The organism is Cyanobacteriota bacterium, from assembly GCA_025054735.1.
GTDB lineage: Bacteria > Cyanobacteriota > Cyanobacteriia > SKYG9 > SKYG9 > SKYG9.
The window spans coordinates 1-15,128 of record JANWZG010000035.1 but is presented as its reverse complement, the minus strand read 5'-3'; the positions used below and the strand labels follow the sequence as shown (position 1 = coordinate 15,128).

Annotated in this window: 15 protein-coding genes and 1 pseudogene; 9 read left to right on the top strand and 7 right to left on the bottom strand. The window is 48.7% G+C overall.

Annotation, left to right across the window (positions count from 1 at the left end; translation table 11 throughout):
- Positions 1–872 (bottom strand): annotated as a pseudogene (locus tag NZ772_03195) (ABC transporter permease).
- Between the two features lie 112 nt (positions 873–984).
- Positions 985–2,610 carry a peptide chain release factor 3 gene (gene prfC / locus NZ772_03190; GenBank protein MCS6812565.1) on the bottom strand — a complete coding sequence of 542 codons (1,626 nt, stop codon included), beginning with the start codon at positions 2,608–2,610 and terminating at the stop codon, positions 985–987.
- A gap of 246 nt (positions 2,611–2,856) precedes the next feature.
- On the opposite strand from prfC, the gene NZ772_03185 reads away from it, so the two are divergent.
- From NZ772_03185 to NZ772_03160, 6 genes are all read left to right on the top strand, one after another.
- Entirely contained in the window at positions 2,857–3,234 is a 378-nt protein-coding gene (locus NZ772_03185) for a hypothetical protein (GenBank protein MCS6812564.1), read from the top strand.
- The gene (locus NZ772_03180) at positions 3,215–4,030 is read left to right on the top strand and encodes a hypothetical protein (GenBank protein MCS6812563.1); all 816 of its coding nucleotides are present in this window, start codon (positions 3,215–3,217) and stop codon (positions 4,028–4,030) included. Before NZ772_03185 ends, NZ772_03180 begins: the two co-directional genes overlap by 20 nt.
- Before the next feature lie 356 nt (positions 4,031–4,386).
- Positions 4,387–6,060, top strand: coding sequence for a SpoIIE family protein phosphatase (locus NZ772_03175; GenBank protein ID MCS6812562.1), 1,674 nt, complete (start codon positions 4,387–4,389; stop codon positions 6,058–6,060).
- On the top strand, positions 6,060–6,485 hold the full coding sequence (locus tag NZ772_03170) for an ATP-binding protein (GenBank protein MCS6812561.1): 426 nt from the start codon (positions 6,060–6,062) through the stop codon (positions 6,483–6,485). The genes NZ772_03175 and NZ772_03170 overlap by 1 nt, the downstream gene beginning before the upstream one ends.
- Positions 6,486–6,495: 10 nt before the next feature.
- A complete protein-coding gene (psbP, locus tag NZ772_03165) occupies positions 6,496–7,041 on the top strand; it encodes a photosystem II reaction center PsbP (protein ID MCS6812560.1) in 546 nt (181 codons plus the stop codon).
- Positions 7,042–7,412: 371 nt separating this feature from the next.
- Positions 7,413–7,778 carry a hypothetical protein gene (locus NZ772_03160; protein MCS6812559.1) on the top strand — a complete coding sequence of 122 codons (366 nt, stop codon included), beginning with the start codon at positions 7,413–7,415 and terminating at the stop codon, positions 7,776–7,778.
- A gap of 36 nt (positions 7,779–7,814) precedes the next feature.
- Here the strand turns inward: NZ772_03160 and mnmG are convergent, their stop codons facing one another.
- Positions 7,815–9,728, bottom strand: coding sequence for a tRNA uridine-5-carboxymethylaminomethyl(34) synthesis enzyme MnmG (mnmG, locus tag NZ772_03155; GenBank protein ID MCS6812558.1), 1,914 nt, complete (start codon positions 9,726–9,728; stop codon positions 7,815–7,817).
- Between the two features lie 112 nt (positions 9,729–9,840).
- Here mnmG and NZ772_03150 point away from each other — a divergent pair, with 112 nt between their 5' ends.
- Positions 9,841–10,011 carry a hypothetical protein gene (locus tag NZ772_03150; GenBank protein ID MCS6812557.1) on the top strand — a complete coding sequence of 57 codons (171 nt, stop codon included), beginning with the start codon at positions 9,841–9,843 and terminating at the stop codon, positions 10,009–10,011.
- Between the two features lie 108 nt (positions 10,012–10,119).
- A complete protein-coding gene (locus tag NZ772_03145; protein ID MCS6812556.1) occupies positions 10,120–10,497 on the top strand; it encodes a hypothetical protein in 378 nt (125 codons plus the stop codon).
- A gap of 60 nt (positions 10,498–10,557) precedes the next feature.
- Here the strand turns inward: NZ772_03145 and NZ772_03140 are convergent, their stop codons facing one another.
- The 3 genes from NZ772_03140 to NZ772_03130 all read right to left on the bottom strand — a co-directional run bounded on the left by NZ772_03140 (position 10,558) and on the right by NZ772_03130 (position 13,426).
- Positions 10,558–11,340, bottom strand: coding sequence for an ABC transporter permease (locus NZ772_03140; GenBank protein ID MCS6812555.1), 783 nt, complete (start codon positions 11,338–11,340; stop codon positions 10,558–10,560).
- A gap of 32 nt (positions 11,341–11,372) precedes the next feature.
- The gene (locus NZ772_03135) at positions 11,373–12,194 is read right to left on the bottom strand and encodes an ABC transporter ATP-binding protein (protein MCS6812554.1); all 822 of its coding nucleotides are present in this window, start codon (positions 12,192–12,194) and stop codon (positions 11,373–11,375) included.
- A gap of 131 nt (positions 12,195–12,325) precedes the next feature.
- Positions 12,326–13,426, bottom strand: coding sequence for an ABC transporter substrate-binding protein (locus NZ772_03130; GenBank protein ID MCS6812553.1), 1,101 nt, complete (start codon positions 13,424–13,426; stop codon positions 12,326–12,328).
- An 85-nt stretch (positions 13,427–13,511) separates the two neighbouring features.
- Here NZ772_03130 and NZ772_03125 point away from each other — a divergent pair, with 85 nt between their 5' ends.
- Positions 13,512–14,468, top strand: a complete 957-nt coding sequence (locus NZ772_03125; GenBank protein ID MCS6812552.1) for a DMT family transporter — start codon at positions 13,512–13,514, stop codon at positions 14,466–14,468.
- A 66-nt stretch (positions 14,469–14,534) separates the two neighbouring features.
- Here NZ772_03125 and NZ772_03120 read toward each other — a convergent pair whose 3' ends face one another.
- Positions 14,535–14,930, bottom strand: coding sequence for a BON domain-containing protein (locus tag NZ772_03120; GenBank protein MCS6812551.1), 396 nt, complete (start codon positions 14,928–14,930; stop codon positions 14,535–14,537).
- Between the last annotated feature and the right edge of the window lie 198 nt (positions 14,931–15,128).

Here is a 15,128-nt window from a genome sequence, read left to right as displayed (position 1 = left end):
TAAGCACTCATCCGCTCGATCATAAATGGCATAGAGACTCGGTAGATTAGCCAACCCACTAACAGACCAGCTAGGGCGAACACACTCGTGACCTAAAAGCCTTGGATATTGGAAATACTGCCCGTTGTTGCTAGTTCGCGGGTTGTGACCAATAATGGTGTGACAGGGTTCAGTTGCACTAAGGTTGCAAATATACCTTGTTTGGGTGCAGTGTAAATCACAGGAGTCAGAAATAGCCAGAGGCTGAGACCTACGCCCAAAGCTCTGGAAATATCTTGGTACAGGGCTGCAAGAGGAGTCAGAATGAGACCGATCGCCGTTCCTAAGGCGACTAGGTGAATAAGTGCCACGGGTGCCAACAGAGCATTCCAGGTGATCGGCATTTTGAACCAGAAGAACAGCGCAATGATCAGGATTAGCTTGATGCCAAAGTTGAAAAAAACTTGGCCTAGCTGGGAAAGCACTAACGCCTCGCGGGGAAAGTTGATGCGGGCTAGCATTTGGCGAGCAGAACCAACACCGTTCATGGGGCCATTGAGGGCTTCTACAAAAGTCTGCCACAGGGCCATGCTAAAGACTACATAGGCTGGGTATGGTATCTCAGTCGAACCAACATTGAGAATGTCGGCATTGCTAGCAAGGGTTAGTCCAGTAGCGGTGGCGATCGGAGGCACAAACGCCCAAAAGATGCCTAGAAATGACTGTCGATACTGAGCGCTAATGTCTCGTACCATCAATCGCCATGCGAGTTCCCGAGAAGCCATCAAGTCTCGTCCCATGTCTCGGAACAATCGCCAGGGATGTCGGAGCTGGCTTTGAGGGGTATAAACAACTTCAGGTAGGCTGTGATCTACTCTAGACAAGGCTTCCATTCCGATCATTGTGAATCCTGGTTCAGTATACCCATAAACGCTATGGATTCTACCAAGTGCACCCCAGTCGGTTGAGGTAATGAGTTCCTTGATTCCTAAGCTCTGAAGAGACTCACTTCAACGGGGCAACGGCACTGAGTTCAAGTTCAGGATGATCGGCTTGCACCTGTTGCAGGTTCCATTCGTTGCGGAAGAGCAATACCGGACGATCCCAAAGATCCTTAACTACAGCAGTGTTAAACAGACGGCCTACACGTTTTAGAGCATCCCAGCCGCCAATCACCCAACGGGCGACGGAATAGGGCAAGGGATCTAAGGTAGTCTCTACACCATATTCATGTTTGAGGCGAAATTGAACCACCTCGAACTGAAGTTGGCCAACGGCAGCAAGAATGGGATCACGTTTGAGGTCATCTACGGAGTACATAATCTGCACAGCACCTTCCTCCTGAAGTTCTGACACGCCCTTGTGAAATTGCTTGAATTTAGAGGGGTTGGGATTTTTCAGGTAGGCAAACAGTTCGGGTGAAAAGCAGGGTATGCCGTCGTACTCTATCTTGGAGCCGATGTAAATAGTATCGCCGATCGCAAACATCCCAGGATTATTTAGACCAATGACATCACCAGGATAAGCGCTGTCTATGGATTCACGTTCTTGAGCAAACAGCTTTTGGGGACGAGAGAGGCGCACAGTTTTGCCAGAGCGAGCATGGTTAACTGTCATATCCTTTTCAAACTTGCCAGAACACACACGGACGAAGGCAACGCGATCGCGATGCTTAGGATCCATATTGGCTTGGAGCTTAAACACAAAGCCCGAAAATTGGGGATAATCAGGGGCAATGTCACCTTGGCTACTGTGGTGGGCACCAGGCTTAAGTGCATAGTCCAAAAAGGCGTTTAGAAACGGCTTTACCCCAAAATTCGTCATAGCACTGCCAAAGAACACAGGGGTCATTTTGCCTTGATGCACTAAGTCTAGATCCAAATCTGGCCCAATACCTTCCAATAGCTCTAGCTCATCTTTGAACTGATGGAAAACATCAGCGGGGATTAAGTCGTCAATTTGAGGATCTGTAAGGTCAACGATCGTTTCCCTAGCTTCACGGCTACCGTGGACACTGCGCTCAAACAGATGAATTTGGCGAGTGCGCCGGTTGAATACACCTTGAAAGCGATCGCCCATGCCGATGGGATAGTTCACCGCATAGGTCTGGAGTCCTAGTTCTTTTTCAATCTCATCTAGCAGCTCTAGTGGTTCTCGTCCCGGACGATCCAGCTTGTTGACAAAAGTAAAAATAGGCAATGCCCGCATTCGGCAAACCTCAAACAGTTTGCGAGTTTGTGGCTCTAGACCCTTGGCAGCATCGATTAGCATCACAGCGTTGTCAGCAGCAGCGAGGGTGCGGTAAGTGTCTTCGCTAAAGTCTTGGTGACCGGGGGTATCTAGCAGATTAATCTGACAGCCGTTGTATTCAAACTGCAACACAGTGGACGTAATGGAAATTCCCCGTTGCTGTTCCATTTCCATCCAGTCAGAGGTGACTTTGCGTTGCTCGCGGCGGGCTTTGACGGCTCCTGCTTCGTGAATGGCACCTCCATAGAGCAATAGCTTTTCCGTAAGGGTGGTTTTGCCTGCGTCTGGGTGAGAAATGATAGCAAAATTGCGGCGACGATTGATTTCCCGCAGTAGCTCATCTCGGAGGGGACAATCGGCAGTAGCAGAGTCGTTAGCCATAACAGAACGCACAGTTATCAGTAGCTTGATCTTAGCCTAGCACTATCGGACTCTTCCACAGTAGGGCACAGCCCTTTCGATTCCCATCGGTGGAATGGTGAAAAACCATCAGGTGTAATCCTGACAAGCAGTGCATTTTATAGTTTCTTTAGAAAAAGAAGCTGAACCGATTAAGATCGACAAGGTGAGGTTTAGAAGTTTAAAGATTGTTCTGTTCTGACGTTGCATTACTCGTAGCAATTATTCATGTCTACAGTGCTTGGTTCCCTTTCGTTCAATGCCACTGCGATCGCCAGTGTTGGTCTTTGGTCGCTTGCTCTCTACTTGGGCTTCTCGCCAATAGGGGCATGGTTAGAGCATAGTCTCCTTTGCTGGCTTGCAGGTGTCGATCGCCACTCAACCCCATCTATAGATGACCCTTATACTCAAGGCTCTAGTGGATCTCAAGTCGCTATCTACGCCAACTTACTGGCAATGCTACCGTTTTTGTTAGGTGGGTTACTGTGCAGTTTTGGGGTAGAGCTGAGTTTGGGGCAAAGTTGGGCACTAAGTTTGGGTATCTTAGCCGCTGTAAGCTGTGGGATCTATGAACTAGGTCGTCGTGATGGACAAGCCAACCAGTAACTTTTTAGAACTACCTTCGAGGTTCCGCCGATCGTGGGCACCACTGGCAGCATTTTTAGTCAGTGCTATAGCAATTGCGGGCTTTCAGTTTCCGACACTCAGCCAGCTCCGGAAAACTCAGCCTAAATTGTCATTAACAGAAATTCAGCGCCAACTTGAGGGCGAGCAAATTTACCTAGCCGTGATGAAAAAATTGCCGTCCTTCGGTATGGACAATATGATTGCCAATTGGACGTTTCTGAAGTTTCTGCAATATTTTGGTGATGATGATGCCCGCAATGCTACGGACTATCAGCTTAGCCCAGACTACTTTGAGGTGATTCTCAGCCGTGACCCTAGGTTTTTGCAGGCGTATGTCTTCTTATCTGGGAGTACATCGCTATACGCGGGCAGACCTGACCGGACGATCGCAATTATGAATCAAGGACTGCGATTCGTTACTCCCAAGGTGCCTCCGTACTCGTTCTACATCTGGCGATATAAGGGTACTGACGAATTACTGTTTTTAGGCGATCCCCTAGCTGCCCAAACCTCATTCTCCACAGCAGCCGTATGGGCTGAGTCATACACTGATGCCGAAAGCCAGCAAGTAGCAGCACTTTCTCGGCGCACGGCCCGGTTCTTGGCGCGCAATCCTAACAGCAAAAATGCGCAAGTTTCTGCCTGGAGTATCGTTTTGGGTAATGTTGCTGATCGTAAAACACGGGATTATGCTATTCGCAAAATTCGGGAGTTAGGTGGTGATGTCGTAGAAACACCCCAAGGATTACAAGTGATTCCACCAAATAACGATTAAGATGATACCTGGTGAAGCATAATGGGTAACTTAAATCTACTGATGTTTGCACACATATTTAAATCTTACCTACTATCACTAAGCTAGCTAAATGGAGTTGGTATATTAGCCACTAGTGAAGTTATGAATTAACAAGCTTGGTTTGCTTGATACAGGTTCAATTGACTTAGTTTAATTGACTTGGTTTAATTGTGGGGGCACGATTGTCTAAGGGTTGTAGAATGCTCTGTAGAATACTCTAGCAGAGCGGTAGGGTGTAGCTTCCTCTAGCACTTTATTTCCTAACTTCACCTCTTGAAGATTTGCCAATTGTTAGCTGTTTTACACCGCAATTATGCCTAAGGGTAATGTAGCGCATGAGCCAGGGAACTGAGACAAAACTCAAATTGATGGTGGTTGATGATGAATCGGATAACCTAGATTTGCTCTATCGAACCTTTCGTCGCGACTATGAAGTATTTCGCGCCAATAGCGGCATGAGTGCCTTAGAAATTTTGGAGCAATCTGGAGAGATGGCGATCATTATTTCTGACCAGCGAATGCCGGGCATGAATGGCACCGAGTTTTTGAGTAAGACGGTCGATCGCTTCCCCGATACTATTCGGATTGTACTGACGGGCTATACCGACGTAGAAGACTTAGTCGATGCTATCAACACCGGTAAAGTATTTAAGTACATCACAAAACCATGGATGCCTGAGCATCTCAAGGCCGTTGTGCAACAAGCAGCCGAAACCTATAAGGTGCTAAAACAACGAACAGGGGAACTGCAACGGGCGCTACGCCGAGAATCTCTGTTTAACGCCGTGATGGCTACTATTCGCGAGTCTTTGGACTACCAAAATATTCTGCAAACGATCGTGGATGCAACAGGCTCCCTATTTGAAGTGGATGCTTCAGTGCTAAAACCTGTAGACAATGGTCGGTTGGCGGCCTCTACCTACACCCACCAGGCCGATAACAGTGCGATCGTTCTACCACCAGCAGAAGATGATCCCGTGATCCAAGCGGTATTAGCTTCGCGCCAAATCCAGAATCAGTTGACTGACTTGCCTAATGGGCAGCGCCATCTGCAAGTAGGAGTTCCTCTGATCTGTCAACAAGAGCTATTGGCCATACTGTCCCTACATCAGCAAGGAAACGTAACTCCTTGGTCACCTGAAGACATAAAGTTGTTGACCGATGTGGCTGAACAATCAGCCCTCGCTATTTCCCAGGCCAAACTGTACCGCCAGATCCAAAAACAGACTGAGCAAATGCGAGCTGAACTGGAAGTCGCTCGCCAGATTCAGAGTAACTTACTGCGTCAAAGCTGGCCTGATGTTGAGGGCGTTCGGGTTCAAGCTTGTTGCTACCCCGCTCGAGAAGTCGGCGGCGATTTCTTCGAGGTGTTCGTGCATCCCCAGGGCGACATTTGGGTTACCGTGGGGGATGTTTCTGGCAAGGGAGTGCCCGCTGCGCTATTCATGGCCAGTACGATGTCTGTGTTACGGCGAGAGTTGTCTCAAGAAGCGCCGCCAACTCCAGATGTCATCATGCAGAGTCTAAGTGCTAGCCTATCGGAGGACTTAATCAGCAACAATCGGTTCATTACTATGGTGCTGGCTCGCTATAATCCTGTTACTCGTGAGTTGTCCTATGCCAATGCTGGCCATGTTTATCCGATAGTCTGGTCACATCAAGCTCTGGCAGGGCGATCGCACACTAATGGCTCTCGACCAGAGCCTAACTACCTGAAAGTCCGTAGCATTCCCTTAGGCATTCGACCTGTGTGGAAAGCTGCTTCAGATAGTATAGTGCTTAACCCGGGTGAAGTGTTTTTGTTAACCAGTGATGGCATCACGGAAGCTACGGTTGCTGATGTAAAGGCTGGCAATTCATCTGGTACCATGCTCCAACAGACTGGACTATGGCAATTGCTGACAGAAGAACCTGCCCCCTTGGATTTATCCCACCTATTGGCCCGTGTGCAATCCCATAATTCGGTTCAAGAAGATGATCAAACCATACTGTCTCTGGAGGTTCTTTAATGAGGACTGAGCTGCACGTACCAAGTGAACTCAAGTTTCTAACGATCGTTGAAAACTGGCTTTTAGGTTCCCTAGAAGTTGAACTAGCAGACTGCGTAGACTGGCCGCGTCAGTCCAACCGCTTGCGCTTAGTCCTAGCAGAAGCTTATTCCAATGTGGTACGCCATGCTCATCGGGACAAACCAAACCTCCCGATTTTGCTGCGCTTAGAACTGAAAGATCGCGATATTGCTCTAGAAGTATGGGATCATGGACAAGGGTATGACCTGTCAACCTATCTGCCTCCTGATCCTGAGGATAAGCAGGAGAGCGGCTATGGTTGGTTGATCCTAAATCGCTTAATGGATCGGGTGGAATATCGCTTGCAGATTAATGGCTTGAACTGTCTCAAGATGGAAACAAGCTTGCCCGCAAAGGAGGCCTAAGGGGTAGTCAATGTTGAAGAGAATTGTAATCAGTGTGCTGCTTATCCTAAGTTTGAGTCTGTCAGGTTGTGCGGCTATATCCCCTACAAGCGGACTCAAGAGTTATGTCAACACAGCGAATGGTTATGAATTCCTCTATCCTAACGGATGGTTGCCTGTTAAGGTTCCCCAAGGTGTAGATGTGGCCTTTCGGGACTTGATTGAAGAAACCGAAAACGTCAGTGTGGTGATTAGCCCAGTAAACGGTGAGAAGTCCCTTGCTGATTTGGGAACCCCCGGCGAAGTAGGGTACCGACTGGGAAAGAATGTGATTGCGCCACCAGGTTCAAATCGGGAAGTTGAGCTAGTATCTGCCGATCGCCGAGATGTGGATAACAAGGTCTACTACATTCTGGAGTATTTAATCACCTTGCCTGGACAAAAGCGGCATAGCCTTGCCAGCGCTGTGATTAGTCGAGGTCGAGTCTACACCCTCAACGCCTCTACGACAGAAGCTCGCTGGCCAAAAGTATCTAGTACCTTCAGGAAAATGGTGAATTCTTTTTCCGCTTATTAGTAGGCTTATGGGGGTTTGACTCGATTCCAACTGCAATGGTTGTCCATTACATCCGTAGTATATGGTTCGAGGCACTTTTGAGATAGCAAAGGCTCCATTAAGAGAGATAAAAGATTGATTTTATGTTATCTTTCGAGTCTCTACAGCCATGATGTTGCTAGGAGTGTATCACTACTCTATTGGTTAGTTTACGCTCCAAACTTGGAACCTTTTAACATCATTGTGACTAGGGTTTTGCTATTCAAGTTATGAAGAATTATCAGTTTTTAAGATACAAGACTAAACGTTAAATTATTCAGGAATAATCAGCCACCTGTAATAGTCCTGTTTAGGATATGGGTAGTTAAAATGTAGCCCAATGGAGTCGTCACATGGACGCAATTCAAGAGCAACTCAACGTATTGAGTATGAAGGTTGACACTCTTCAGAAGGTTACCGAGCAGTTTGGCAACAGGATTATGATGGCGTTGACAGAGTTGCGATCAGCGTCTAGTTTGGGTCATGTGCAATCGTCGATTGACGGATCATCGACCCACCATCGCCACATTGGTTTGGATGCTGTTACTGACCATAAGGATGTATTGACCGATTCTGATTATCCCCATAGCGATCTTGGTAGCGATCGAGAGTTGTCTCCCGAACTACAAATTCGTCGTCTTACTGCGCAATTAACGGCTGCCTATAACCGGATTGCAGCATTGGAAGAGCAGCTACTGTCTAAGCGAGTTCACTCCTAACGCAACCTCTTAACCTACCGTGCTTAACCTACTCTGCTAGGCTACAGGGTTTTGCTCCTGCCGGGTTTGAACTTCTAGGTAAATCAGCAAGGCGTTGATGTCAGCGGGGTTAACGCCACCGATGCGGCTAGCTTGTCCGATTGTTAAGGGTCTAATGGCAGCTAGTTTTTCCCTAGACTCTTTCGAGAGGGTCTCAATATTGGCATAATCCAGCGTTGGTGGTAGTGGCTTGTGTTCATAGCGAGAAATTTGCTCAATTTGATGCTGCTGACGTTGCAAATAGCCAGAGTACTTGATGTCAATTTCAGCGCCTTCACGTTCGGCTCTAGCCAAGTTGGGGTTACTCAGGCCATAGCGATCGAGATCGACGTAATGGAACCCAGGACGGCGCAGCAAATCTGCGAGAGTAATGGAGCCTTTAATGCGTTGTCCAGTGTCAGCAGCGATACGTTGACCAATTGCATCCAGTTCTTTGATACGAGTCTCGTGTAGGCGCTCCTTTTCTGCTGTAATGGCAGCTTGCTTACGGGTAAACAAGTCCCAGCGACGATCGTCAATCAGGCCAATTTCTCGACCTAGGGGTGTGAGGCGTTGGTCGGCGTTGTCAGAGCGTAACAGCAGGCGGTATTCTGATCGTGAAGTCAACATCCGATAAGGCTCCCGCAAATCTTTAGTGCATAGGTCATCGATGAGGGTACCTATGTAGCTACCTTCCCGTGGGAGCACAATCATCTCTTTGCCCTGCACCAGGCGAGCAGCATTGATGCCTGCCAAAATACCCTGAGCAGCGGCTTCTTCGTAGCCTGTGGTGCCGTTGATTTGACCAGCGGTGAACAGACCATTGATTTTCTTAGTCATCAGCGTAGGATAGCACTGGGTGGCAGGTAAGTAATCATACTCAACAGCGTAGGCAGGTCGCAGCATCACGCAGGCTTCTAAGCCGGGCAGCGATCGCAGCATCTCTAGTTGCAGTGCCTCTGGCAACCCTGTGGAAAAGCCTTGGATGTATAGCTCAGGAATATCTCGGCCTTCTGGCTCAATGAAAATCTGGTGGGATTCTTTATCAGCAAAGCGGACAATTTTGTCTTCAATGCTGGGGCAATAGCGCGGCCCTTTGGCATCTACCCAACCACCATAGACAGGTGACAGGTGGAGATTTTCTCGAATGAGACGGTGGGTTTCTGCTGTAGTTCGCGTCAGGTAACAATTCATCTGTTCCCGCTCGATCCACACCTCTGGATCAAAGCTAAACCATCGCAGCTCGTCATCAGGGGGCTGCGGTTCTAGGCGACTATAGTCCACTGAGCGCCGATCGACCCTAGCGGGGGTTCCGGTTTTCAGCCGTCCTGTTTCAAAGCCAAGGCGGTTTAGGGTTTCTGTCAAGCCCACAGCGGCAAATTCTCCAGCCCGTCCTGCCGCCATAGACTTATTGCCCACCCAGATGCGTCCCCCCAGAAAAGTACCTGTGGTCAGCACCACTGCCCTACACTGAAAGGCCACCCCAAAGTAAGTTTCCACACCCACGACTTCATCGTGGCTATTCAGCATAAGGTCAGTGACCATGCCCTCCCGCACCACTAAATTGTCTTGGTTTTCTACAATCCCTTTCATTACAGCAGCGTATTCGCGCTTGTCGGTTTGTGCTCGCAGTGCCCAGACAGCAGGCCCCCGCGACAGGTTGAGCAGTCGCTTTTGCAGATAGGTGCGGTCTGCCATTTTGCCAATTTCACCGCCGATCGCATCCACTTCGTGCACTAGTTGAGACTTAGCAGGAGCACCCACAGCCGGATTACAAGGTTGCCAAGCAATTTTGTCTAGGTTCAGCGTTAACAGCAATGTGCGACAGCCCAATCGCGCTGCGGCTAGAGCAGCTTCACAGCCAGCGTGTCCAGCCCCAACCACAATCACGTCAAAAGCATCTTGAATGATAGGTGTATGCTCCAAAGCCATAGCGATCACCTCAATTAACCTGTTAGCACTGCCCGGGCGTTATCCGTCAAGGGGAGATGCTGTAGGGGTTAACCTTAATTTCATAGAACCATACTTTGATTGTAATCGTAGGGTGAAGCATTACCCTAGGCTGTCTACTTGCAGATATTTGCCAGGACGATCGGGATCTGGTAAAACCAAGCTGGGTTGCCCTGGGGATCACGGCCTAGCTTGGCACCGGGCATGGGAGGACGATCGGCTGACCAACCTATCTGGGAACCGCCGCTACTACTACGTTCGCTAGTGGAAACGGGAGCCTTTAACCCATTGGAAATAGCAGAAATAGGAACTGTTGACCCAATAGAAGGTAGCTTTGCTGAACTTATTAGACGGCACTATCCCTAGAAGAAACATGCCATCCCTAAGGCAGCGCCTTGACTTCCATGCTAAGAATCTGGCTCAACAGGGGGTTAAGTACCTACTAAAACGAGCAAAAACCAAGCTGACTGCTGTCAAAACTAGAAGCACAACTACCGATGCAGGAGCAGAGTTTCGAGATTACGCCTTCGACACCCATGTTCCCCAACCCTACTCTGGTAAAGCCGTGTTGTTCCGAACTGTGGAGGAAAGCCATTTTGAGACGTTAATGGCCTGGAAAGATTTGATTCTGGGTAGTCTGAAGATTTATGACGTTCCTGGTGATCATCTAGGCACTCTCCACAAACCCAATGTACGCATCTTGGCAGAAAAGCTCAAGGCCTGCATTGAGAAGGAACTTGCTGCTAGCTGACCTTAGTTGACCCTTGGTTGACCTTGAAATATTTGCAGCATGGTCTCAAACATGTTCTCATCAGCGTGCCCAAGGGATGAGCTTGGTTTCTAGCACGGCGAAGAAGCTGTAGAGAATTACTCCCATCACTGCCAACAGCAATAGACAAAGAAACGCTGCAGGTACTTCAAAACTAGAGGCATAGCTGACAATCAAGTAACCCACGCCAGCATTAGAAGCAACGGTTTCAGAAATTACCGCCCCAACAAAGGCCAGGGAAATGGCAACTTTGAGGGAGGCAAACAAGTAGGGTAGGGCATGGGGAAAGCCCACTTTCTGAAATAGTTCAAAGTCGCTAGCCCCCAAGGAATGGAGAACATCCCTCATCTCTGGTTCGACAGTGCTCAAGCCTACAGCAACGTTGACGGCGATCGGAAAGAATGCCAGAGAAAAGGCGGTAATCACTGCGGGCACAGCACCAATGCCAAACCAAATGGCCAGCAGGGGCACCAATGCTACCTTGGGAATGGTGTTAAAGCCCACAAGGATGGGGTATAGGGTCAAGTAAGCAAGTCTAGAATAGCCAATCAAGAAGCCCAGCATTACGCCAGCTATTACTGCCAGGATGAACCCCAGCATTGTGGTGTAAAAGGTAAACCACGAGTTCTTTAGTAGATATGGAGCCTGGGGTGCGATCGCCTTAAGAACACTGGAAAGAGGTGGCAATATGTGAGCAGGAATCTTAAACAGCCAAACACTGATTTCCCAAACCCCAAATAGGGTAACAATGGCGGCGATTGGCAAAACTACAGGAGCCACCTTCGAGTCTAAAAATTCCTTAAACAACTTCTGCACGTTCTGCATGGGAGCCTCTCGATTAGTTGTCCTAGCACTTCTTAGTTTTTTCTAATGTGGCGACGTACATCGGAGAACAAATGGTTGAACTCATCAGATAAGCACATTTCGATCGTCCGGGGACGGGGTAGGTTCACCTTCAGCTCGTAGATAAATTCGCTTGGGCGTGGCCCCATCACATACACCGTATCTGACAAGAAGATCGCCTCCCGTAGGTCGTGGGTAATCAACATACCTGTGAATTGCAGCTTCATCCACAGCTCCTGCACCATGACCCACATCTCTTCACGGGTGAAGGCATCGAGTGCTCCAAACGGCTCATCGAATAGCAACAACTCAGGCTGGTGAATCAAGGCTCGACAAAGAGATGCCCGTTGCCGCATTCCCCCTGACAACTGCCAAGGATAACGGGTTTGAAAGTCCAACAGGCCTACAGAAGCCAACAACTCCTGGGCCATGCGGGTATACTGGGGTAAGTTCTGGCTATAGTTGTACTTGTAAGGCTCACTAACCTCCAATGGCAACATCACATTTTTCAGTGTGTTACGCCATGGCAACATAACTGGATTCTGAAAGGCAATACCAACTCCCTTCACAGGCTTCGTTACTAATTCACCCCGAAAGTGAATAGTGCCAATCTTGGGTGGGTTTAGCCCAGACACCATTCGCAGAAGGGAAGTTTTGCCACAACCGCTAGGCCCGACGATCGACACAAACTCTGCATGGCGCACAGAAAAGGACACATCCTTGATAATGCGCATGACGTGACCATCCTGAACATACTCTAGCCCAATGTTGCGGAATTCCAAGATGGGCCTATTGTTCACGCTAGAGCTGTTAGCAACGGACTCAGATAAAACCATGGGCTAGCTGGAGCTAAGTGGCTAAAATGCTTGCAAGCAATGGATGGCAGTCCAGAAACAACGGGAACCTACGAAAAAAGGTACCAGGACATGGGTAGACCATGCAATACCCGATACCTGAACCCCGATATCTATTGCAACATGCGCTCCTCTTTAGGAGGCAAGAAACTATCGTCGAATACATCCGTCACCTTGGGAGTGGTCTTCAGGCCAAAGCCCTTAACGGTTTGGTCGATCGTCTTCTGCATCCGTTCTGGATCCAGCCCAAACAGACCATTTTTCTTGACTTCATCATTGACGTACAGATTATTGAGGGCAATCTCCAACCGCATTCTCTCGGCTGCTTCGTCCATGGGCTGTTGGCTAGCCTTCAGCACAGACTTCAGCGCTGCATCTGGGTCAGCGATCGTGTCTTTCATCCCCTTCAACACCGCCTTAGTAAAAGCTTTAATAACATCGGGGTTTTTCTTGATGAAGTCTTCACGGGCAAACAAGACATTGCCATACATAGGTAGCCCGTAATCCTTAAAGTAGAAGACTACAATGTCAGCATCCTTCTTACCAGCCTTCACTAGATTAGGCTTGAAGGTAGTTACAAACCCACTAATAGCATCCACCTGCTTTTGCAACAGGAACGTCTCCCGCAGCTTGGGTTCCATAGTTACCCACTCTACCGAATCGGGCGGAATACCCACAGAGGTAGCAAACACGGGCCACAGGCGGCGAGGTGCGTCTCCAGCAGGGGCACCCAACTTCTTACCAGCCAAATCCTTCGGAGTTTTAATACCACTGTCAGCAAGGGTAGCGATCGCAAAGGGAGCACCATTACTGAACACGGCAAAGGCCACCAACTTCTTGTCAGGGTTCTTCTCATTGAACTCGATCATGTTGTAGATATCGCCAGTGCCAATGTCATACTGCCCAGCCGCCACCTTGCTGGGAGTATCAGCAGAGCCATAACCCCGCTCAAAGGTCACATTTAAACCTTCAGCCGCAAAATAGCCTTTATCAATAGCTAATGTAATAGGAGCATCTGTACCCTGCAACAACCACGCTAGCGTGAACTTCACATCTTTCTTTTCTGTTGGAGCAGCGGGACTAGACACTTCCTGCGCTGGAGACGCAGCAGGTGACGAGGGAGCCTCAGCAGTCTGCTGACAGCCGCTAACTGCCACAAGGGATGCGCCGATTAACAAAGTAGTCGCAAATTGCCTCAGTCCCAACGTTTTCATATGGAAAATCCGTGAAATTAACAATCTGGGTCAATTGAAAACTAAAGTAGAGTGAAAGTTTGTATCCTGACATACAAGTTTCAAGATGGGTATAGCACTGATTCTGTGTTCTGCGATTTGCCTTGCGTTGCAGAATGTGATTATCAAGTTACTGTTTAGTCAGGAGTCTGTTCTAGGACTGGTAACGTTAGGAGGGTGGGTATTGCCTAGCCTGAGCCACTCGCTACTGCTTATGCACATGCGCACCTTGTTAATGACGGGGTTGCTATTGACGATCGCGCCTTGGATTCATCCTACTACCTTTCACGAATTGCGCTCCCTACAACAGCCCCAATATCAGCCACTGTTCTGGCGCATGGTGGGCACAGGCACCTTACTGTTTCTATCGCTGACATTTCTATACATTGCCATTAGCAACGCTACTACGGGCATTGCCGTTACGTTGTTCTTTATCCATCCCGCGGTGACAGTGCTGCTAGCATGGCTAGCTTGGGGCGATCGTCCCACAGCCCTAAGGTTTGCCATCGTAGGTTTAGTATTAGGTGGTGTTTTCTTAGCTACGCCCTATTCCGAGCAGATTAACCAAGCAACTCTATGGATAGGAACTGGGGCTGCGATCGCTGCTGGTCTTAGTTTTGGTGCCTATAACATTCTTGCCCAATCTTGTTTGCAACCCCAGGCAGGTAAAGCTACCTGCCATCCCATCCCCTTTACAGTCGTCAATTTTTTGGTCACCGTCCTGCTGGCTAGCTTGTGCTTGCCCCTGTTACAGATTAGGATCATGGCCGACCAATGGTTACCGGCTTGGGTAGCAACATTTTTGTGTGCGATCGCCACCTTGACAGCCTACGTGTTGAACTTTTATGGAATTCGCTGGTTAGGGGCTGTAACCACAGCCTTAGTAAGTGCTAGCAATCCAGTCATGACTTGCCTGCTAGCATGGCTGGTTATTGGTGAAACCCTTCAAGGTACGCAGGGGATCGGAGTTATGCTGGTTGCCCTAGGAGTCGCTGCCCTGAGCGTGACCACTCACACTCCTTAACAGGGTAGCTTTATCAAGCCTTAGAGAATCATGGGGGACTCTGCCCCCCCAGCAATAAATTCACTCTTAGCCCACTTGAACATCGCTGGTGTCTACTTCCGTAGCGCCAGGTACTTTCATGGCAATGGACACAGCCCTGTCTAGCAGTGCTTGTGTGGGTACTTTGCCCCGCAGCACAACCTTACTCATGAGTTGGGCAACCCATAGGGTTTCAATATCATCGAGTTCACTATCCAGATCAAAGGCATGAACCACGCGCTTGGCCAAACCGCTCTCGTCAAATTCACCATTTAACCCAACTTTACAAGCTGGAATTTCTTCTCCAGTTGGTGTTTCAAGCACAGTGCCACTTTCAGCAGCTGCTTCTGCTGCTTTTAGCTTAAAGGTAGGCCCCATAGTCAGATATTTAGAGGTATCGTCTGATGGCTTGCTACCCGGAAAAATTCTGCTTAACCAACCCATACTAAAAACCCTCCAGCAAACAACAGTGAATCCCTCAAGACTGGGACTCGCTAGCTAGCCTAGAGGTAATCCTTAGATGTCAGAGGAAAGTAAAGATTTTCTTCACGATTTTTTTAACCGCTGGTATACCATCTCACCTGCTAAGAGAATAGCGGCTTGCATACTGCTGGCATTGGCAACTCCTTTGCCTGCAATGTC

Coding starts and splice junctions, on each gene's coding strand:
- prfC (MCS6812565.1), bottom strand. CDS start 2,610: ATGGCTAACGACTCTGCTACTGCCGATTGTCCCCTCCGAGATGAGCTA.
- NZ772_03185 (MCS6812564.1), top strand. CDS start 2,857: ATGTCTACAGTGCTTGGTTCCCTTTCGTTCAATGCCACTGCGATCGCC.
- NZ772_03180 (MCS6812563.1), top strand. CDS start 3,215: ATGGACAAGCCAACCAGTAACTTTTTAGAACTACCTTCGAGGTTCCGC.
- NZ772_03175 (MCS6812562.1), top strand. CDS start 4,387: ATGAGCCAGGGAACTGAGACAAAACTCAAATTGATGGTGGTTGATGAT.
- NZ772_03170 (MCS6812561.1), top strand. CDS start 6,060: ATGAGGACTGAGCTGCACGTACCAAGTGAACTCAAGTTTCTAACGATC.
- psbP (MCS6812560.1), top strand. CDS start 6,496: ATGTTGAAGAGAATTGTAATCAGTGTGCTGCTTATCCTAAGTTTGAGT.
- NZ772_03160 (MCS6812559.1), top strand. CDS start 7,413: ATGGACGCAATTCAAGAGCAACTCAACGTATTGAGTATGAAGGTTGAC.
- mnmG (MCS6812558.1), bottom strand. CDS start 9,728: ATGGCTTTGGAGCATACACCTATCATTCAAGATGCTTTTGACGTGATT.
- NZ772_03145 (MCS6812556.1), top strand. CDS start 10,120: ATGCCATCCCTAAGGCAGCGCCTTGACTTCCATGCTAAGAATCTGGCT.
- NZ772_03140 (MCS6812555.1), bottom strand. CDS start 11,340: ATGCAGAACGTGCAGAAGTTGTTTAAGGAATTTTTAGACTCGAAGGTG.
- NZ772_03135 (MCS6812554.1), bottom strand. CDS start 12,194: ATGGTTTTATCTGAGTCCGTTGCTAACAGCTCTAGCGTGAACAATAGG.
- NZ772_03130 (MCS6812553.1), bottom strand. CDS start 13,426: ATGAAAACGTTGGGACTGAGGCAATTTGCGACTACTTTGTTAATCGGC.
- NZ772_03125 (MCS6812552.1), top strand. CDS start 13,512: ATGGGTATAGCACTGATTCTGTGTTCTGCGATTTGCCTTGCGTTGCAG.
- NZ772_03120 (MCS6812551.1), bottom strand. CDS start 14,930: ATGGGTTGGTTAAGCAGAATTTTTCCGGGTAGCAAGCCATCAGACGAT.